The sequence below is a fragment of the Blautia sp. An81 genome, from assembly GCF_002161285.1.
Classification (GTDB): domain Bacteria; phylum Bacillota; class Clostridia; order Lachnospirales; family Lachnospiraceae; genus Blautia; species Blautia ornithocaccae.
In genome coordinates this window covers 23,013-44,016 of sequence record NZ_NFHH01000001.1, presented here as the reverse complement: position 1 = coordinate 44,016, position 21,004 = coordinate 23,013, and the positions used below count along the sequence as shown (strand labels likewise).

14 protein-coding genes are annotated in these 21,004 nt (G+C 46.1%); 10 read left to right on the top strand and 4 right to left on the bottom strand.

Annotated features, from left to right (window positions below):
- Window positions 1–3: 3 nt before the first annotated feature.
- The gene (locus B5G33_RS00185) at window positions 4–4,251 is read right to left on the bottom strand and encodes a 2-hydroxyacyl-CoA dehydratase (protein ID WP_087416355.1); all 4,248 of its coding nucleotides are present in this window, start codon (window positions 4,249–4,251) and stop codon (window positions 4–6) included.
- A 316-nt stretch (window positions 4,252–4,567) separates the two neighbouring features.
- Here B5G33_RS00185 and tgt point away from each other — a divergent pair, with 316 nt between their 5' ends.
- From tgt to B5G33_RS00135, 10 genes are all read left to right on the top strand, one after another.
- Window positions 4,568–5,704: a tRNA guanosine(34) transglycosylase Tgt gene (tgt, locus tag B5G33_RS00180; RefSeq protein ID WP_087273959.1), complete on the top strand. Its 1,137-nt coding sequence runs from the start codon at window positions 4,568–4,570 to the stop codon at window positions 5,702–5,704.
- 157 nt (window positions 5,705–5,861) lie between these two features.
- The gene (gene yajC / locus B5G33_RS00175) at window positions 5,862–6,140 is read left to right on the top strand and encodes a preprotein translocase subunit YajC (RefSeq protein WP_442856347.1); all 279 of its coding nucleotides are present in this window, start codon (window positions 5,862–5,864) and stop codon (window positions 6,138–6,140) included.
- A 111-nt stretch (window positions 6,141–6,251) separates the two neighbouring features.
- On the top strand, window positions 6,252–6,920 hold the full coding sequence (gene sdaAB, locus B5G33_RS00170) for an L-serine ammonia-lyase, iron-sulfur-dependent subunit beta (RefSeq protein ID WP_087274031.1): 669 nt from the start codon (window positions 6,252–6,254) through the stop codon (window positions 6,918–6,920).
- A 14-nt stretch (window positions 6,921–6,934) separates the two neighbouring features.
- A complete protein-coding gene (gene sdaAA, locus B5G33_RS00165) occupies window positions 6,935–7,828 on the top strand; it encodes an L-serine ammonia-lyase, iron-sulfur-dependent, subunit alpha (protein ID WP_087416354.1) in 894 nt (297 codons plus the stop codon).
- Window positions 7,829–8,364: 536 nt separating this feature from the next.
- Window positions 8,365–9,447 carry a 3-isopropylmalate dehydrogenase gene (gene leuB / locus B5G33_RS00160; RefSeq protein WP_087416353.1) on the top strand — a complete coding sequence of 361 codons (1,083 nt, stop codon included), beginning with the start codon at window positions 8,365–8,367 and terminating at the stop codon, window positions 9,445–9,447.
- A gap of 24 nt (window positions 9,448–9,471) precedes the next feature.
- Window positions 9,472–11,142, top strand: a complete 1,671-nt coding sequence (gene ilvD, locus B5G33_RS00155) for a dihydroxy-acid dehydratase (RefSeq protein ID WP_087273966.1) — start codon at window positions 9,472–9,474, stop codon at window positions 11,140–11,142.
- A 20-nt stretch (window positions 11,143–11,162) separates the two neighbouring features.
- Window positions 11,163–12,845 (top strand): biosynthetic-type acetolactate synthase large subunit, encoded by a 1,683-nt coding sequence (gene ilvB, locus B5G33_RS00150; protein WP_087273968.1) that lies wholly within the window; start codon window positions 11,163–11,165, stop codon window positions 12,843–12,845.
- A gap of 154 nt (window positions 12,846–12,999) precedes the next feature.
- Window positions 13,000–14,082 carry a 3-phosphoserine/phosphohydroxythreonine transaminase gene (gene serC, locus B5G33_RS00145; RefSeq protein WP_087273970.1) on the top strand — a complete coding sequence of 361 codons (1,083 nt, stop codon included), beginning with the start codon at window positions 13,000–13,002 and terminating at the stop codon, window positions 14,080–14,082.
- A gap of 2 nt (window positions 14,083–14,084) precedes the next feature.
- On the top strand, window positions 14,085–15,248 hold the full coding sequence (locus B5G33_RS00140; protein WP_087416352.1) for a phosphoglycerate dehydrogenase: 1,164 nt from the start codon (window positions 14,085–14,087) through the stop codon (window positions 15,246–15,248).
- 162 nt (window positions 15,249–15,410) lie between these two features.
- Window positions 15,411–16,646 (top strand): DUF1015 domain-containing protein, encoded by a 1,236-nt coding sequence (locus B5G33_RS00135; RefSeq protein ID WP_087416351.1) that lies wholly within the window; start codon window positions 15,411–15,413, stop codon window positions 16,644–16,646.
- Window positions 16,647–16,746: 100 nt separating this feature from the next.
- Here the strand turns inward: B5G33_RS00135 and B5G33_RS00130 are convergent, their stop codons facing one another.
- Genes B5G33_RS00130 through B5G33_RS00120 form a run of 3 tightly spaced genes read right to left on the bottom strand, consistent with a single transcriptional unit; the run spans window position 16,747 to window position 20,798 of the window.
- Window positions 16,747–18,435 carry a [FeFe] hydrogenase, group A gene (locus B5G33_RS00130; RefSeq protein WP_087416350.1) on the bottom strand — a complete coding sequence of 563 codons (1,689 nt, stop codon included), beginning with the start codon at window positions 18,433–18,435 and terminating at the stop codon, window positions 16,747–16,749.
- Between the two features lie 12 nt (window positions 18,436–18,447).
- The gene (locus B5G33_RS00125; protein ID WP_087273979.1) at window positions 18,448–20,322 is read right to left on the bottom strand and encodes an NADH-ubiquinone oxidoreductase-F iron-sulfur binding region domain-containing protein; all 1,875 of its coding nucleotides are present in this window, start codon (window positions 20,320–20,322) and stop codon (window positions 18,448–18,450) included.
- Window positions 20,319–20,798 carry a complex I 24 kDa subunit family protein gene (locus B5G33_RS00120; protein WP_087273981.1) on the bottom strand — a complete coding sequence of 160 codons (480 nt, stop codon included), beginning with the start codon at window positions 20,796–20,798 and terminating at the stop codon, window positions 20,319–20,321. Before B5G33_RS00120 ends, B5G33_RS00125 begins: the two co-directional genes overlap by 4 nt.
- Window positions 20,799–21,004: the final 206 nt, after the last annotated feature.

Genomic DNA, 21,004 nt, shown 5'->3' with positions numbered 1-21,004 from the left:
TACTTAACTCAATTTCTTGAAGGCCGTGGAGAGCATCAGCTTGATACGATTCAGCTGGTTTACTTCACTGGCGCCTGGGTCATAGTCCACGGCTACGATATTGGCCTCCGGATAATCCTTGCGGATGGCCTTGATAACGCCTTTTCCTACAATGTGGTTCGGCAGGCAGCCGAAAGGCTGGATACACACAATATTGGGAGTGCCTCCATGGATCAGTTCCATCATTTCTCCTGTCAGGAACCAACCCTCTCCGGTCTGATTGCCCAGAGATACAATAGGCTCTGCCATTTTCGCAAGGTCTGAAATCTTGGCGGAAGGGGTAAAATGTTTACTCTTGGCAAACTCTTTATTGGCTGCACTTCTTACAAATTCAATAGCGGCAATCCCCAGATTTCCTTCTTTTGCCAAAGTTTTCTTAAAGCCCAGATAGTTGGACTTGAAGTTCAGATTGTAGAAGCAGTAGCACATAAAGTCGATAAGGTCTGGGCATACAGGTTCAGCTCCTTCCTTTTCCAGAAGTTCTGCCAGATAATTGTTGGCAGCAGGAAGGAATTTTACCAGGATTTCTCCTACGATTCCAACTCTTGGCTTTTTCTCGTCTGTAATAGGCAGAGAATCGAACTCCCGGATCATCTGCCGGCAGATACGGTTAAACTGAGCAAAAGAGGCGTGTCTTCCAGAAAGGAAGGATTTGCATCTCTTTTCCCATTTTTTGTGCAGGGCATTGGCAGAACCCTTTACCTTCTCATAGGGACGCATGCGGTAGATACACTTCATCAGGATATCTCCGAATACAGCTCCGTAGGCAAGACGGATTGCCAGTTTTGGCGTAATCTTAAAGCCGGGATTTTCTTCCAGACCGCTTAAGTTAATAGAGATTACAGGAATAAAGTCCATGTCTGCCTTTTTCAGGGCACGGCGGATAAAGCCGATATAGTTGGAAGCACGGCAGCCTCCTCCTGTCTGGGACATGATGATGGCAACCTTATGTAAGTCGTATTTTCCTGATAACAGGGCCTGCATGATCTGCCCCACTACCATAAGGGAAGGATAGCAGGCATCGTTGTTTACGTATTTCAGACCTACATCTACAGCCTCTTTGTTGTCATTCGGCAGTACCTCCAGATTATAACCGCAGGCATTGAAGCCAGCCTCCAGAATGGAGAAATGGATAGGTGACATCTGAGGACAAAGGATGGTGTAATTCTTCCGCATTTCCTCTGTGAAAGGTACTCTTTCAATGGAAGAAGGAACAACGTCTCTCTTTTCATGCTGTTTTTCCTTATTGCGGATTGCAGCAATAAGAGAGCGGATACGGATACGGGCTGCACCCAGGTTATTTACTTCATCGATCTTTAAACAGGTATAAATTTTGCCGCTGTCGGATAAGATTTCATTTACCTGGTCAGTAGTTACTGCATCCAGACCGCAGCCGAAAGAATTTAACTGGATCAGGTCCAGATTCTCTTTTTCCTTTACGAAGTTGGCGGCAGCATATAGTCTTGTATGATACATCCACTGGTCGTTGACACGAAGAGGGCGGTCAATAGGCGCCAGATGAGAAATAGAATCCTCTGTCAGCACAGCCAGTCCATAGGAATTGATCAAATCCGGGATACCGTGGTGGATTTCCGGATCAATGTGGTAAGGACGTCCTGCCAGAACGATACCACGCCTTCCTGTTTCCTCCAGATATTTCAGAGTCTCTTCACCTTTGCGCATAATATCTTTTCTGCACCGGTCCATTTCCAGCCAGGCCTCTCTGGCTGCATGGCGGACTTCTTCTTCAGGAATATCCGGGAATTCCTCCACCAGTCTCTGGGTGACCGCCTCTTCACTGGTAAGAGCCAGGAAAGGATTGTGGAACCGGATATCCGGATCTTTTAATTCATCCACATTGTTCTTTATATTTTCAGCATAAGAAGTAACAATGGGGCAGTTGTAATGGTTTACAGCATCTTCAAATTCCGGACGTTCGTAAGGGATACAGGGATAAAATATGTATTTAACGCCCTTCTTGATCAGCCAGCTTACATGACCATGGGCCAGCTTGGCCGGATAACATTCAGATTCACTGGGAATGGACTCAATGCCAAGCTCATAAATTTTTCTGGTAGAGGTAGGAGATAAAACTACCTGGTACTTCAGGTTTGTGAAGAAGGTATACCAGAAAGGATAGTTTTCAAACATATTCAGAACTCTTGGAAGACCTACTTTTCCTCTCACGGCCTTGTCCTCAGAGAGAGGCGTGTAGGAGAAGAGTTTCTTGTATTTGTATTCAAATAAGTTGGGAATATGGTCTTTATTCTTTTCTTTTCCAATACCCCGCTCACACCGGTTGCCGGAGATATACTGACGTCCGCCGGAGAATTTATTAATGGTCAGACGGCAGTTATTGGTACAGCCTTTACAGTTGGCCATGGTAGTCTTATATTCCAGTGTATTGATTTTTTCAATTGGGAGCATAGTGGTGGCTTTTCCACGTTCGTACCGTTCTCTGGCGATGAGAGCGGCACCAAAGGCTCCCATGATTCCTGCAATATCCGGACGGATGGCATGGCAGTCTGCGATTTTTTCAAAACTGCGGAGTACGGCATCATTGTAGAATGTACCGCCCTGGACCACAATATGTTTTCCAAGTTCTGAGGCATCCGAAACCTTGATAACTTTGTAAAGAGCATTCTTAATGACAGAATAGGCCAGTCCGGCGGAGATATCTGCCACAGAAGCTCCTTCTTTCTGTGCCTGTTTTACCTTGGAGTTCATAAATACTGTACATCTGGTTCCAAGGTCAATGGGATGCTCAGCAAAGAGAGCAGCCTTGGCAAAGTCCTGAACGCTGTAGTTCAAGGATTTGGCAAAAGTTTCTATGAAAGAACCGCAGCCTGAGGAGCATGCCTCGTTAAGCTGTACGCTGTCTACAGTCTGATTCTTGATTTTGATACATTTCATATCCTGACCGCCGATGTCCAGGATACAGTCTACTTCTGGGTCAAAGAAAGATGCAGCATAATAGTGGGCCACAGTCTCTACTTCTCCTTCATCCAGCATGAGAGCCGCTTTGATAAGGGCTTCTCCATATCCAGTGGAACAGGAGTAAGCGATTTTGGCGCCTTTTGGAAGCTGGGAATAGATTTCCTGGATAGCCTTGATAGAGGTAGCCAGAGGGCTTCCGTTATTGTTGCTGTAAAAAGAGTAAAGCAGAGTTCCGTCTTCCCCTACTACGGCTGCCTTAGTTGTGGTAGAGCCGGCATCGATGCCCAGGTAGCAGTTTCCTTCATATGTAGAAAGATCGCCGGTCTTTACATTGTACTGGCTCTGGCGGCGGTTAAATTCTTCATAATCCTCTTCTGTGGCAAAGAGAGGCTCCATACGGTTTACCTCAAAATCCATTTTTATGGAAGCTTTCAGCCGGTCTCTCATGGCAGTTACGGAAATTCCCTGAGCTTCTGGCTTTGCATTAAGAGCAGAGCCGATGGCTGCAAACAGATGAGAATTTTCCGGAACAATGGTATGCTCCTCATCCAGTTTTAAGGTACGGATAAAGGCTTCCTTTAACTCGGAAAGGAAGTGAAGGGGACCGCCCAGAAAAGCCACATGTCCCCGAATAGGTTTACCACAGGCAAGACCGCTGATGGTCTGATTTACCACTGCCTGGAAAATGGAAGCAGCCAGGTCCTCTTTCGTAGCTCCGTCATTGATCAGGGGCTGGATATCTGTTTTGGCAAAAACACCGCATCTGGCTGCAATGGGATAAAGGGCCTTATAATTTTTTGCATATTCGTTCAGCCCTGGAGCGTCTGTCTGAAGGAGAGACGCCATCTGGTCGATGAAGGAACCGGTACCGCCGGCACAGATGCCGTTCATGCGCTGTTCTACGTTGCCTCCTTCAAAGTAAATGATCTTGGCGTCTTCGCCTCCCAGCTCAATGGCAACATCTGTTTTTGGAGCCATTTCCTGAAGAGAAGTGGATACGGCGATAACTTCCTGAACAAAAGGAACCTCCAGATGATTAGCCAGGGTCAGACCTCCGGAACCGGTGATCACAGGGGATACCTGGATTTCACCTAATTCCTGATAAGCCTTATCTAACAGCTCTGCCAGAGTATTTTGAATGTCGGCAAAATGACGCTCATAATCAGAAAACAGCAGCTCATGCTGCTCGTTTAATACTGCGATTTTTACAGTGGTGGAGCCAATGTCGATACCTAATGGGTATAGAGTTTGCTTCATTGTATTATCTGCTGACATAGTCAGAAGACCTCCTCTTAATTTACTTTAAAAGCCCAGTCTCAAAGCATGCAGCAATTCGTGGGCTTTGGCTTTGTTTTTGGGTTTCTTCCTATTTTTATTGTTTGTGAAAAATCACAGTACATTATACGACAAAGTATGAAAAAAAACAATTACAAATATTTGTCAGCCATTGCCTTTGAGAAGCCCATATGATAGAATGGTCGGGTAATAGGAAGAAACAGGACTATTTTTGGTCAGATTCTCTAATGTTACAGACTATTTTTTCTGAGAGAAAGAAAAGATGTAAAAATAAAGTAAGAAGAGGAAAGAATTTATGTATACAGTATTGAAACAGGAAGGACGGGCTAAAAGAGCCCGGATGGAAACCGTACACGGAACAATTGAAACTCCGGTCTTTATGAATGTGGGAACAGCTGCCGCTATTAAGGGAGCAGTATCTACCATGGACCTCCATGAGATAAAGACCCAGGTGGAACTTTCCAATACCTATCATCTTCATGTAAGACCAGGAGACAAGGTAGTGAAGCAGCTCGGAGGACTGCATAAGTTTATGAACTGGGACCGCCCTATTCTTACGGATTCCGGTGGATTCCAGGTTTTTTCTCTGGCAAAGCTCCGACAGATTAAAGAAGAAGGGGTCTATTTCCATTCTCATGTAGATGGAAGAAAGATTTTTATGGGTCCTGAAGAAAGTATGCAGATTCAGTCCAATCTGGGCTCTACTATTGCCATGGCCTTTGATGAGTGCCCGCCCAGCAAGGCGGACCGGAAGTATGTGGAAAATTCTGTGGCCCGTACTACCCGTTGGCTGAAGCGGTGCAAGGAAGAGATGGCCCGGCTGAATTCCCTGGAGGATACGGTGAATCCTCATCAGCTTCTCTTTGGAATTAATCAGGGAGGAGTTTATGATGACATTCGTATCGCTCATGCAGATGAGATTTCAGAACTGGATCTGGACGGCTATGCTGTAGGCGGTCTGGCTGTAGGAGAGACTCATGAGGAAATGTACCGGATACTGGACAGTGTAGTTCCTCATCTTCCGGTAAATAAGCCAACTTATCTCATGGGTGTGGGAACGCCGGCCAATATTCTGGAAGCTGTGTCAAGAGGCGTGGACTTTTTTGACTGCGTATATCCCAGCCGCAACGGACGCCATGGCCATGTGTATACAAACTTTGGCAAAATCAATCTATTTAATGCAAAATATGAGCTGGATTCCAGGCCTATTGAGGAAGGCTGTCAGTGTCCTGCCTGCCGGCATTACAGCAGAGCTTATATCCGCCACCTGCTGAAGGCAAAGGAAATGCTGGGAATGCGCCTTTGTGTGCTCCACAATCTCTATTTTTATAATACCATGATGGAAGAAATCCGGGATGCTCTGGACCAGGGAAGATATGAGGAATATAAGGCGCAGAAGCTGGCAGGTATGGCTGCAGGTCCCAGGGACTGAAGGGATTTGCGAAAAATCCCAGAAAAGACTTGAAGAAAAAGGAAAAATTGTGTATGATAGCCATAGTGTCTATTTGTGGGCAGAGAAAGTTTAGTATTTAGTTTTAGGAGGAAGCAACATGTTATTATCAACATCAACAGCAGGCGGTGCCGGTGCAATGCTGAGTCTGGTATTGCCTCTTGCGGTATTTTTTCTGTTAATGTATTTCATGATCATGAGACCGCAGAAGAAAGAACAGCAGAGAGTAAAGAATATGCTGGCCGCTATGGAAGTAGGAGATACAGTAGTGACTACCAGCGGCTTCTATGGAGTCCTGATCAATATTACTGAGGAAGACGTGATCGTTGAATTCGGAAATAACAGAAACTGCAGAATTCCCATGAGAAAATCCGCTATCGCAGAAGTGGAAAAAGCAAGCGATGGAATAGCAGAATAAAAAAATGGAAGAATAAGAATGAAAACTTGCGGCTGCTGCATTTACATTAGTCTGGAATATATCTTGATATATGTGGATGCAGCAGTCTTTTTTCATATCCGGAGGTTAATTATGGCGTTTATCAGTTTATTTGAAGTAATCGGTCCAAATATGGTAGGACCTTCCAGCTCTCATACAGCAGGTGCAGCTTCTATGGCCCTTCTGGCCAGAAAGCTGTTTCCCGGAGAAATCAGAAAGGTAGATTTTACCCTCTATGGTTCTTTTGCAAAAACCTATCGGGGACACGGCACTGATCGGGCTTTGATGGGAGGCATGCTGGGCTTTGAGACGGACGATCTGAGAATACGGGATTCTCTTTCACTGGCAGAAAAAGCAGGGATTGCATTTACCTTTACAACTTCAGAAGAGACAGACGGTATCCATCCCAATACGGCAGACATGGATATTGAGGGAACAAAGGGAGAGAAGCTTTTCGTCCGGGGAGAATCTTTAGGAGGGGGAAAGGTTAAAATCGTGAAGCTGAATAATATTTCTGTGGATTTTACAGGAGAATACAGCACCTTGATCGTCAGTCAGACAGATAAGCCTGGAGTAGTGGCTCATATTACCAAGGTCCTGAGCGAAGCTGGGGTGAATATTGCCTTTATGCGGCTGTTTCGGGAAGAAAAGGGGGCTGCTGCCTATACAGTGGTGGAATCCGATGAAAAGATACCTGAAGACATTCCGGAAAAGATCAAAGAAAATCCTTTGGTTTCTGACATTATGCTGGTACAGCTTTAGAGGAGGAGAGAAAAATGGATTTTAATCATGGAACAGAATTGTTAAAGCTGTGTGAAAAAGAAAAACTGCCCATTTCCCAGGTTATGAAAAAGAGAGAGGCAGACTTTTCAGGCATTACTCAGGAAGAAGTAGAAGAAAAAATGAAAAAGGCTCTGGAAATCATGAAAGAGTCTGCCAGAAAGCCATTAAAAGATCCAGTGCCTTCCATTGGAGGCCTGATCGGAGGAGAAGCGAAAAAGCTGAAGGAATATCAGGAGAAAGGCAGAAGTGTCTGTGGGGGCCTGATGTCAAAAGCCATTACCTATGCCATGGCTGTATTGGAAGTAAACGCATCTATGGGCGTTATCGTAGCCGCGCCTACGGCAGGTTCCGCCGGGGTAGTGCCAGGGGTGCTTCTGGCTCTTCAGGAGGAATATGATCTGTCAGATGAAGAAATCATAAAGGGTCTGTATACTGCAGGAGCAGTAGGATATCTGCTTATGCGGAATGCTTCAGTGGCAGGAGCCGAAGCAGGCTGTCAGGCAGAGGTAGGAGCAGCTTCTGCAATGGCTGCCGCTGCCGTTGTAGAGGTTATGGGAGGGACCCCGGCCATGTGTCTCCATGCAGCTTCTGGCGCTCTGGCAAATCTTCTGGGCTTGGTCTGCGACCCAATCGGAGGCTTAGTAGAAGCCCCCTGTCAGAACAGAAATTCCGTAGGGGCGGCTAACGCTATGATCTGTGCCCAGCAGGCTCTGGCAGGAATTACCCAGGTAATACCCTTTGACCAGATGGCAGAGGCCATGTATCACGTAGGAAGGAGCCTCCCCTTTGAACTGAGGGAAAGCGCCCTGGGCGGCTGCGCCCAGACTCCCGCCGCCTGCGCCCGGGTCTGTGAGATTTTCTCTGCGAATTTGCCGAGCATCTCTTGAGACGTAAGGCTCATAGGATTGCCAGAAACGTAGGAACAGGTATCTCTTTTCTGCGAATTTGCCGAGCATCTCTTGAGACGTAAGACTCAAGGGAGCGCAGGCTGAGCAAGAAAAGAGATACCTGTTCCGACCTTACGGCACAAAAAAATTCCCAAAGGGGGAAAGCCCCGCATTTGGGAAAGAAAGGAGAAAAAATATTGTATATAAACCTGCCGGTAAGGCAGGAGAACTTTTTGGCGAAGCCCGGCGGCCACAACAGCTTCAGACTGTGCAGCCGCTGTCTTCTTTCTGAACACTTATGAGTATAGGGGATAATTGTGACGGCTCTGTGTCTGGAAAATAAAGGATTTCTAAAGTCTGATAAAAAAGTATGAATGTATGGAAAATCCTCTGAAAAGAATGGAAGGCATAACGAAAATTCATAGCTGGTTATCGTATTATGACTTGAATTGTACTTAGAAAAGGATTATCATATTACTAATTACACTTTGGCTCTTTGCACATTGAGATAAGGATAGGAAAGGAGAACATCAGTTATGGAATATAAAATTGCTCTGATTCCCGGAGATGGGATTGGCCCGGAAATCGTAGGCGAGGCTAAAAAAATATTAGACAGGGTCTGCGAAAAGTACGGGCATAAATTTAATTATGAAGAGGTTCTTTTAGGAGGAGCTTCCATTGATGCCTGTGGAGTGCCTCTTACCCAGGAAGCTATTGATACTGCCAAAAGTTCTGATGCAGTGCTGATGGGGTCTATCGGCGGAGATGCCAAAACTTCTCCCTGGTATAAGCTGGAACCTTCCAAAAGACCGGAGGCTGGTCTCCTGGCTATCCGAAAGGCTCTGAATCTTTTTGCGAATCTGAGGCCTGCTTATTTATATGAGGAGCTGAAAGGCGCCTGCCCTTTGAAAGAAGAGGTTATAGGAGACGGATTTGATATGATCATTGTCCGGGAACTGACAGGAGGTCTTTATTTTGGAGAAAGAAAGACGGTAGAAGAAAACGGGGTGAGAAAAGCTGTTGACACCCTGACCTACGATGAGAAAGAAATCCGCAGAATTGCTGTAAAGGCCTTTGAAATTGCAGGAAAGAGAAGAAAGAAAGTTACCAGTGTGGATAAGGCTAATGTGCTGGATTCTTCCAGACTCTGGAGAAAAGTGGTGGAAGAGGTGGCTGCAGATTATCCGGACATTACCCTGGAGCATATGCTGGTAGACAACTGTGCTATGCAGCTTGTACATAATCCGGGACAGTTTGATGTGATTCTTACAGAGAATATGTTTGGAGATATTTTATCTGACGAAGCCAGCATGGTCACAGGATCTATTGGAATGCTTTCTTCTGCCAGCCTGAACGAGACAAAGTTTGGCCTTTATGAGCCCAGTCATGGTTCTGCTCCGGACATTGCCGGAAAAGGAATCGCAAATCCCATTGCTACTATTCTTTCTGCGGCTATGATGCTTCGGTTCTCCCTGGACCTGGATAAAGAAGCAGACGCTGTGGAGGCAGCGGTACAGCAGGTGCTGAAAGAAGGATACCGTACGGTGGATATTATGTCAGAAGGCATGAAAGAGGTCGGCACAAAAGAAATGGGAGATCTGATCGCAGAACGCATATAGTATACATAGAAAGGAAAAGAGATTATGAGAAGTGACGCCGTAAAAACAGGGATGCAGCAGGCACCCCACCGCTCTTTATTTAATGCACTGGGACTGACAAAAGAGGAATTATCCAAGCCTCTGGTGGGAATTGTCAGCTCATATAATGAGATTGTACCGGGACATATGAACCTGGATAAAATCGTAGAAGCCGTGAAGCTGGGAGTGGCTATGGCAGGAGGAACTCCGATAGTGTTCCCGGCTATTGCTGTGTGCGATGGTATTGCCATGGGCCATATCGGCATGAAATATTCTCTGGTTACCAGAGACCTGATCGCAGATTCCACAGAAGCTATGGCTATGGCCCATCAGTTTGACGCTTTGGTCATGGTGCCTAACTGTGATAAGAATGTACCCGGACTGCTGATGGCAGCAGCCAGGATTAATGTTCCAACAGTATTTGTAAGCGGCGGCCCCATGCTGGCAGGAAGAGTTCATGGACAGAAGAGAAGTCTTTCCTCCATGTTTGAGGCAGTAGGTTCTTACAGTGCAGGGACTATGACAGAAGAGGAAGTGGAAGAATTTGAAAACAAAGTATGTCCTACCTGTGGTTCCTGTTCCGGAATGTACACCGCCAACAGTATGAACTGTCTGACTGAGGTCCTGGGAATGGGACTGAAAGGAAATGGAACCATTCCTGCTGTATATTCTGAGCGTATTAAACTGGCAAAACATGCTGGTATGCAGGTTATGGAAATGTACAGAAGGAATATCCGTCCCAGAGATATTATGACAAAGGAGGCTATTTTAAATGCCCTCACGGTAGATATGGCCCTGGGATGCTCTACAAACAGTATGCTCCATCTGCCGGCTATCGCCCATGAAATCGGCTGGGATTTTGATATTACTTTTGCTAACCAAATCAGTGAGAAGACCCCCAATCTCTGTCACTTAGCCCCAGCAGGCCCCACTTATATTGAGGACCTTAACGAGGCTGGAGGAGTTTATGCAGTAATGAACGAGCTGGCAAAAAAAGACCTGCTGAACCTGGACTGCATCACAGTAACAGGAAAGACCGTAGGAGAAAATATTGAAGGATGTGTGAACAGAAATCCAGAGGTTATCCGCCCGGTTGACAATCCTTATACACAGACCGGAGGACTGGCTGTGCTTACAGGAAATCTGGCTCCTGACGGAGGAGTAGTAAAGAAAAGTGCTGTATGTGAGGAAATGATGGTACATGAAGGTCCTGCCAGAGTCTTTGACTGTGAGGAAGACGCCATTGCCGCTATAAAAGGCGGCAAAATCGTGCCTGGAGATGTGGTAGTCATCCGCTATGAAGGACCAAAAGGCGGCCCTGGCATGAGAGAAATGCTGAATCCAACCTCAGCGATAGCGGGAATGGGATTGGGCTCTTCCGTTGCTCTCATCACAGACGGAAGGTTTTCAGGAGCTTCCAGAGGAGCTTCTATCGGACATATTTCTCCGGAAGCAGCAGTGGGCGGCCCCATTGCTCTGGTAGAAGAAGGAGATCTGATCCGGATCAATATTCCGGAAAATAAACTGGAACTGGCAGTTTCAGAAGAAGAACTGGCTAAGAGAAAAGAAAAATGGCAGCCTAGAGAGCCGAAGGTGACCACCGGCTATCTGGCAAGATACGCAGCTATGGTGACCAGCGGAAACAGAGGAGCTGTACTGGAGGTACCAAAAAGATAGAAAAAGGGGAGGAGATTTCTATGCAGCTTACAGGAGCGGAAATTGTTATTGAATGTCTGAAAGAACAGGGGGTGGATACGGTCTTTGGTTACCCGGGAGGTACCATTCTGAATATATATGATGAATTATACAAACATCAGGATGAAATCCATCATGTCCTGACATCCCATGAGCAGGGAGCCGCCCATGCGGCAGACGGCTATGCCCGTTCTACAGGAAAGGTAGGCGTGTGCATGGCTACCAGTGGTCCGGGAGCTACTAATCTGGTTACTGGAATCGCTACAGCCCATATGGATTCTATCCCGCTGGTGGCTATTACCTGTAATGTTGGTCTCCCCCTGTTGGGAAAAGACAGCTTTCAGGAGGTAGATATTGCAGGAGTGGTCATGCCCATTACAAAACACAGCTTTATTGTAAAAGATGTGGCAGCTCTGGCTAAGACACTCAGAAGAGCTTTCAGAATCGCAAAAACAGGCAGGCCAGGCCCTGTTCTGGTAGATATTACCAAGGACGTGACTGCGAATAAAACAGAGTTTATCCCTGCTGTTCCAAAGGAAGTGAAGCCATCTGTAGAGGAAATCACACAGGAAGATCTTCAGACAGCAGCAGATATGATCAATAAAGCGAAAAAGCCATATATTTTTGTAGGCGGAGGGGCAGTAGCTTCCAATGCCTGGGAAGAAGTCCGGGAACTGGCTTATAAGATACAGTCACCAGTGACAGATTCCCTTATGGGGAAAGGTGTTTTCTCAGGAGAGGACCCCTACTACACAGGTATGCTGGGGATGCACGGAACCAAAACCTCCAATCTGGGCGTTACAAGATGTGATCTTCTGGTAGCTGTAGGCGTGCGATTTTCTGACCGTGTAATTGGAAATGCCAAAAATTTTGCAAAGAATGCCAAGATCATCCATATTGATGTGGATGGAGCAGAGATTAATAAAAATGTTTTAGTGGACTGCCGTATTATTGGAGACGCCAGGGAAGTGCTGAGACAGCTTCTGCCTATGGTACAGCCGGCAAAACATGAGGAATGGATAGAAGAAATCGAAGGCCTGAAGGCAAAATATCCTCTTACTTATAATCCTCAGGGCCTTACAGGTCCGGCAGTCATCGAAGAGCTGTACAGGCAGACCAAGGGAGATGCCATTATCACTACAGAGGTAGGGCAGAACCAGATGTGGGCGGCCCAGTATTATAAATTTAAGAATCCAAGGACTTTTCTTTCATCCGGTGGCTTAGGCACTATGGGATATGGCCTGGGAGCAGCTATTGGAGCCAAGATGGCAAATCCGGATAAGGTAGTCATTAATGTGGCAGGAGACGGATGTTTCCGTATGAATATGAATGAACTGGCAACAGCCACCAGAAACAATATGGCTCTGGTGGAGGTGATCATCAATAATCAGGTCCTGGGCATGGTGCGTCAGTGGCAGACTCTTTATTATGAAAAACGGTATTCCAATACCATACTTCAGGATAAAGTAGACTATGTGAAGCTGGCAGAAGCCATGGGAGCTGTAGGTATAAGGGTCACAAAGAAGGAAGATCTTCCAGGCGCTATCCGCAAAGCTATTGATTTAAACACCACAGTTCTGATCGACTGCGTGATTGACAGTGATGATAAGGTATTCCCTATGGTGTCACCGGGAGCCAACATTGAAGACGCCTTTGATGCAGAGGATCTGAAAACGGATAACTAATGTCTTCCTGAAAAAGACAAATGTTTTTATTGACAAAAATATATCAAAGGATTAGAATAAGTACAGTACGTAGATATGAGGTGACGCAGCAGCAAGTCATGAGAGACTGCGGCACCTCATTCTTTTATAATAAAGCTAAGAGGAGGAAAGAGTCGTGAGCAGAGTTTATAACTTTTCAGCAGGTCCGGCGGTACTGCCGGAGGAAGTTTTAAAAGAAGCAGCAGAGGAGATGCTGGATTACAGGGGATGCGGAATGTCCGTTATGGAGATGAGCCACCGCTCCAAAATGTTTGAAAACATTATCCAGGAAGCTGAGTCTGACTTAAGAGACCTGCTAGAAATTCCGGAAAATTATAAGGTACTGTTTCTTCAGGGAGGAGCCAGCCAGCAGTTCGCCATGATTCCCATGAACCTTATGAAGAATCGGGTGGCAGATTATATCGTTACAGGCCAGTGGGCAAAAAAGGCATGGCAGGAAGCCCAGAAATACGGAAAGGCAAATAAAATCGCATCTTCCGAAGATAAAACATATTCTTATATACCGGACTGTTCTGACCTTCCCATCAGTCCTGATGCGGATTACGTATATATCTGTGAGAACAATACTATCTATGGAACAAAGTTCAAAAAGCTTCCAAATACAAAAGGAAAAACCCTGGTAGCAGACGTATCTTCCTGTTTCCTCTCCGAACCGGTAGAGGTGAGCAAATACGGCATTCTGTATGGCGGAGTACAGAAAAATATCGGCCCTGCAGGCATGGTAATCTCCATTATCCGGGAAGACCTGATCACCGAGGATGTTCTGCCGGGAACGCCTACTATGCTGACTTTTAAAACCCATGCTGACGCAGGCTCAATGTACAATACGCCAAACTGCTACTGTATCTATATGTGCGGCAAGGTATTTAAATGGCTGAAGAAAATGGGCGGCCTTTCTGCAATGAAAGAGCGCAATGAGAGAAAAGCGAAAATCCTCTATGATTTCCTGGATTCCAGCAGCCTGTTTAAAGGTACAGTGGTGCCGGAAGACCGATCCCTTATGAACGTACCGTTTATCACAGGAAATAAGGAACTGGACGCCAAATTTGTAAAAGAAGCCCAGGAAGCAGGATTTGAAAATCTGAAGGGACACCGGACTGTAGGCGGCATGAGAGCCAGCATTTACAATGCTATGCCGGTAGAAGGGGTGGAATCCCTTGTGAACTTTATGAAGAACTTTGAAAAGGAGAATGGATGATCATGTTTCAGTATCATTGCTTAAATCCCATCTCACCGGTGGGCCTGGAGAAATTTCCGGGAAAATATGAGAATACAGAGGAACTTACCCAGGCAGATGCCATATTGGTAAGAAGTGCGGATATGCACAGCCTGGAACTTTCTGACAAGACCGTAGCTGTAGCCAGAGCCGGGGCAGGCGTAAACAATATTCCTCTGGAGGATATGGCAAAAAAAGGTGTGGTTGTTTTTAATACTCCCGGTGCAAACGCCAATGGCGTAAAGGAAATGGTCATTGCAGGTATGCTTTTAGCGTCCAGAGATATTGTAGGCGGTATTGAATGGTTGGAACAGCAGGAGGCTTCTGATGATATTGCCAAGAAGGCGGAGAAGCAGAAGAAAAAATTTGCCGGCTGTGAGATCAGCGGGAAAAAGCTGGGAATCATCGGCCTGGGAGCCATCGGCGTGAGAGTAGCCAACGCAGCAGTACACCTGGGGATGGAAGTTTACGGCTATGACCCCTTTATTTCTGTAGATGCAGCCTGGAGTCTGTCCAGGAGTATTCATCATATCAATGATGTGAATATGATTTATCGGGATTGTGACTATATAACCATACATGTGCCTCTTATGGACAGCACCAGAAATATGATCGGAAGAGACGAAATTGCCCAGATGAAGGAAGGTGTTGTTCTTCTGAATTTTGCCAGAGATCTGCTGGTAGATGAGGAGGCTCTTGCAGAAGCCCTCCGGGAAGGAAAAGTAAAGAAATATGTGACAGACTTTGCCAACCCTCTGGTGGCCAGCACACCGAACACCCTGGTGACCCCTCATCTTGGAGCGTCTACAGAAGAGTCTGAGGACAACTGTGCTGTAATGGCGGTCCAGGAACTTATGGATTATCTGGAAAACGGTAATATTAAAAATTCCGTAAACTATCCCAACTGCGATGCAGGAGCCTGTGTAGATGTGGGGCGTGTGACGATCAATCACAAAAATATCCCAAATATGATCAGCCAGTTTGCAAAAGCTTTGGGAGATGCCGGAGTGAATATTTCAAATATGACTAATAAGAGTAAGGGAGACTACGCTTATACAATGATCGACGTATCCTCCCCTATTTCCAAAGAGGTGGCAAAAGCCTTAAAGAACATTAAAGGCGTATACAGAGTTCGTATTGTAAAATAAAACGGGGTAGTAATGAAAACGAAAACATCTTTTCAAAGAAAGCTGAAACAGATGAAGAAAGCAAAAACACTGTTTGGTTCTATAAGGAGGAACCGTAAAAGAATCGGCAAAACGATAAAATTCCTTGAAAAATTGAAAATTCACAAGGATTAGGAGGTTTTTATGGCAGTAGTAAAACCATTTTCCGCAATTCGGCCTCAGGCAGTGAAAGCGGCAGAAATCGCGGCCCTTCCCTATGATGTGGTGACCAAAGAGGAAGCCAGAGAAGAGATTAAAAAACATCCCCTGTCCTTTTTGCGGGTTGACCGTCCGGAAACGGAATTTCCTGATGAGACAGACATGTACAGTCCGGAAGTCTACAAAAAAGCCGGAGATAATCTCTGGGAGCTCCTGGATAAAGGAGACTTATGCCAGGACATGGAAGAATGCTACTATATCTATGAACTTGATGACGGAAAACATGTTCAGACAGGGGTGGCTGCCTGTGTGTCTGTAGATGACTATTTGAACCATGTGATCAAATGCCACGAAAATACCCGTCCGGAAAAGGAGTTGGACCGAATCCGTCATATCCAGGGATGTCAGTCCCAGACAGGGCCTATTTATCTGGCTCATCGTCCTGACCCGGAACTTCGAAGACTTCTGGATATACGGAAACGGAGCTACCCTTCTTATAATTTCCTGGCAGAGGATGGAGTGCGCCATAAAGTCTGGGTCATATATCAGGGAAATGTGATAGAAAAAATCCAGAAGCTTTTTGGAAAAATGGACAGTATCTACATTGCTGACGGTCATCACAGAGCGGCGGCAGCAGTAAAGATTGCCCAGAAACAGCGAGAAAAGAATCCAATGTATACAGGAAAAGAGCCTTTTAACTATTTCATGAGTGTACTTTTTCCCTGGGATGAGCTGCGTATTATTGAGTATAACCGCGTGGTGAAAGATTTGGCAGGAAAAACCAGAGAAGAGTTTTTAAGTGAGGTGGAAAAATACTTTTTCGTAAAGGAAAACGGAGACTCACCGGTGAAGCCTGAGAAAAAAGGTACTTTTGGTCTTTATGTGGGAAAATCCTGGTATAATCTGAAAATAAAGGAAGAATATCGTTCTTCTGATTCTGTAAAAAGCCTGGATGTATCGATTCTTCAGGATTATCTCCTGGAACCGGTCCTGGGAATACATAATCCCAAGGAAGACCCCAGAATTCAGTTTGAAGGCGGGGTCCAAGGCCTCCAGGAACTGGAGCAGGAGGCAGACCAGACAGATGGAGCTGCCTTTACCCTTTATCCCACCAGTATGGAAGAACTGGTGAAAGTGGCAGATGAGGGTAAGCTCATGCCTCCAAAGTCTACCTGGTTTGAGCCGAAGCTGAGAAGCGGCCTGTTTATCCACAGGATATAACGAAGAAAAGGAGCGGAGATTCTGGATTGTGTCAAAACCAGAGTCCCGCTCCTTTTTATTATAACAGACAGTTTCAAAGACCTGCTGCCTATCGTTTGATTTAATAGCTGTCTACATGAAGAAGTTCATGCACTTTGCCCTTTAACAGACCGTCATAGAGGGAAAGAATCAGCGGATTTTCATCAGCTTTCCGGATGCTGGTAACATTATCTGCCTGATACAAGCCGTCTCTTCTGGCGGATTTAGTGCGGTTGCCAGCTCTTGGGGGCTGTCCTCCTCCCATGATACAGCCTCTTCTGCAGGCCATGATCTCTACGATATGATAATGTTTTTTTCCACTCTTGATATTTTCCATAACTGTCCGGGCATTAGCCAGACCGCTGGCTACGCAGACATTAAGAGGAATTCCCTGGTAGGTAACGGAGAATTCTTTGATTCCCTCATCGCCTCTGGCTCCGGCCTCTGCTACAGAGTCCATAGTAGCCTTGTCATGTTTGTCAGCAAAGCGGCGAAGCATAGCTTCCGTAACACCACCGGTTACGCCAAAGATCACGCCAGCCCCGGAACCGAAACCAAAGGGCATGTCACAGGCTTCCGGCACAAGGGTAGCAAACTCAATGCCGGAGTTGCGGATCATGCGGATAACTTCTGTGGTAGTGATGACCACATCGGTATCCTGCTCACCTTTTGTAAAGTTGTTGGGACGGAGAATCTCCATCTTCTTTGCAGTACAGGGCATAATGGAAACCACAAAGGTCTTTTTGCCCTGATTTTTTTCATAGCCTCTGTAATATTCTTTCATAACTGCGGAGAACATTCCCTGAGGAGAACGGCAGGTAGAAAGATTATCTTTATATTCCGGATACTGGTCGCAGAGGAATTTTACCCATGCCGGACAGCAGGAGGTAAAGAGAGGAAGTTTGTCGCCCTGTCCCAGACGTTCCAGGAATTCTTTGGATTCTTCCATGATGGTCAGGTCAGCGGCAAAGGCTGTATCATATACCTCGTCAAATCCCATACGATGGAGTACAGCTACCAGTTTGCCCATAACACTGTGACCCTTGTCCAGTCCGAAAGCGTCCCCTACGGCTACCCGGACAGCAGGAGCTACCTGTGCAACTACCCGGGTATCGGGGTCGGCAATGGCCTCCCATACTTCATCCATGTGGGTCTTTACGCTGATAGCGCCTGTAGGACAGTAGACCCTGCACTGGCCGCAGCTTACACAGCCCGTTTCAGCCAGAGTCTTATTAAAGGCCGGCATAACCATGGCATCAGTGCCTCGGAAAGCAAAGCCTAAAACACCCAATCCCTGAATTTCGCTGCAGGCACGGACACAGTCACCGCAGAGAATACATTTATTAGGATCACGGACTAATGCAGGAGAACTGGTGTCCAGAGGACGGATCTCTCTGGTATTCTGGAATCGAACTGTGGTGATATTCATTCTGTGAGCCAGGTCCTGAAGCACACATTCGCCGCTTTTTACACAGGTAGTACAGTCACGGCAATGGGCGGAAAGAAGCAGCTCTACGATCAGTTTTCTGTATTTTTTTATTTTGCCGGAGTTGGTATAGATCACCATGCCGTCTCTCGGCACCTCAGAGCAGGAGGCAAAGGTTCTTCCTCTGTCATCCTCTACAGTACACAAGCGACAGGCACCGAAAGTGGACACTTCTGAATGATAGCAAAGCGTAGGCAGATTGATACCGGCATTCCGAATGACAGAAAGGACATTTTTCTCGTCTGTAAATTCAACTTTTCTGCCGTCTATTGTCATAAATCCCATAAATTATCCCTCCTAATATTCAACGTATACCGCATCAAATGCACAGTTTTCACGGCAGGCGTCACATTTGATACATACATCCGGATTGATGTGGTAGGCCTGTTTGCGCACACCGGAAATGGCGCCTACAGGACAGTTCTTAGCACATTTGCCGCAGCCTTTACAGAATTCCGGATTAATAATGTACTTGCGCATAGCCGTACAGCTCTTTGCCGCACATTTGTGTTCCAGTATATGTTCTTCATATTCCTTACGGAAGGTTTTTAAAGTGCTGATAACAGGAAGAGGAGCGCTCTTTCCAAGACCGCACAGAGCCATATTTTTGACCATAGCAGCCAGCTCTTCCAGAGTATCCAGATCTTCCAACTTTCCTTCCCCGTTTACGATCCGTTCCAGAATTTCCAGCATGCGCTTGGTTCCCTCGCGGCAGGGAACACATTTACCGCAGGATTCCCGCTGGGTAAAGCTCATAAAGAAACGGGCCACTTCCACCATACAGGTATTTTCATCCATGACAACCAGACCGCCGGAACCCATAATAGCGTTGTATTTCTTAACATTGTCAAAATCCAAACCTACATCCAGATGTTCACTGGTAAGACATCCTCCTGAGGGGCCGCCGATCTGGATAGCTTTAAAGTCTCCTCCCCCTTTGATGCCTCCTCCGATATCATAGATGATCTCCCGGAGGGTAGTACCCATGGGAACTTCGATAAGACCAGTATTTTCAATAGCTCCGGTAATGGAGAAGGTCTTGGTTCCCGGGCTGCCTTCTGTTCCGATAGTGCGGAACCAGTCAGCGCCTTTTAAGATAATGCCAGGCACGTTGGCAAAGGTTTCAACATTATTTAAAACTGTAGGCTTCGCCCAGAGACCATGATCTACAGTTCTGGGAGGCTTCACACGGGGCATACCTCTGTCGCCTTCGATAGAGGCGGTAAGTGCAGAACCTTCGCCGCATACAAAGGCACCGGCTCCCCGATTGATGTGGAGGCGGAAGGAAAAGCCGCTTCCCAGGATGTTCTCTCCCAAAAGCCCCTTTTCTTCTGCCTGGCGGATAGCCTTGCGCAAACGGGCTACGGATAAGGGATATTCTGCACGTACATAGATATAGCCATCATGACAGGCAGTGGCATAGGCCCCTATGGTCATACCTTCGATGAGACGGTAGGGATCCCCTTCCATTACGCTTCCATCCATGAATGCGCCAGGGTCTCCTTCGTCGCCGTTACAGACGATGTAATGCACAGGCTCTTCTTTATGGGCAGCTACCTGTTTCCATTTTCTTCCTGCTGGAAAACCGCCGCCTCCACGGCCTCTTAATTTGGACTTGTCTACTTCTTCCAGAACATCTTCCGGAGTCATATCAAAAAGAGCTTTTGTCAGGGCGTCATATCCACCGGAAGCTATGTATTCATCCAGAGATTCTGCATCGAATTTTCCACAGTTTTCCAAAACAATCCTGGTCTGCTTAGCGATAAAAGGAATCTCATCAGGTGAGGCGTAAGACTGTCCGCCTTTTTTATAGAACAGATGCTCCACAGGCTCTTTATTCAGCACTGTTCGCTGGAAGATTTCCAGGCAGTCTTCTTCGCTTACTTTTACATACTGATAGTGTAAAGGCTCAATACGCACCAATGGTCCTAATTCGCAGATTCCCTGACATCCGGTCTTTACGGTACCGATGTGAGGAACATCTTTCTGGAATTCTACAGATACTCCAGGTAAATCCTGGCATAATTCTTTCATTTTTTCATAGATTTTTTCTGAACCGGAAGCAACACAGCCGGTTCCTGCACATACCAGAATACGGCAGTCAAAGGAATCGATTTCTTTTTGGGCAAGTTCCCGCTCTTTTAACAGAGCGTCTCTGTTTTCAATTATCATACATTGTCACCTCGCAGTTCTGTGATCAGTTCCAGAGCTTTTTCAGGCGTCATGGAAGGATGGACTTCATTATTTACTGTCAGGGTAGGAGCAAGTCCGCAGGCGCCCAGACAAGACACAGTTTCTACAGTGAACAGCATATCGTCTGTGGTATGCTTTTTCCGGCTCAGTCCCAGCTCTTTCTGCAGGGCCTCCAGGATAGGGATAGATTTACGCACATGACAGGCAGTTCCGTCACAGACCTTGATGATATATTTTCCTTTTGGCTCAAAAGAAAAGTTTTCATAAAAGGTTGCAACACTGTAGGCCTTGGCCTCTGTCACGCCGATTTCCTTGGCTACATAAGTGAGAAGTTCTCCGGGAAGATAACGATATTCTCCCTGGATATCCTGCATAATGGGAATCAGAGAACTTGCTTTCCGTCCATAGTAGTCAATGATCTCATCGGCTTTTTCGTAGTAGCTTTGGTCGAGCATGCATTAGTACCTCCTTGTTCGTGATTGTAAAATCGCTGTTAAGAAAAATTTATATGCGAAGTTATCCTAATTATACTTTATGTGTATAAAATGCACAACATTTTTGTAGAAGAAAAATAAAATTTATACAATTTACAGATATCCCCTTTACCGCGGCAGTTTGAAACTTTACAACCCCAAAATTTGATGATAAAATAAAACAAAGG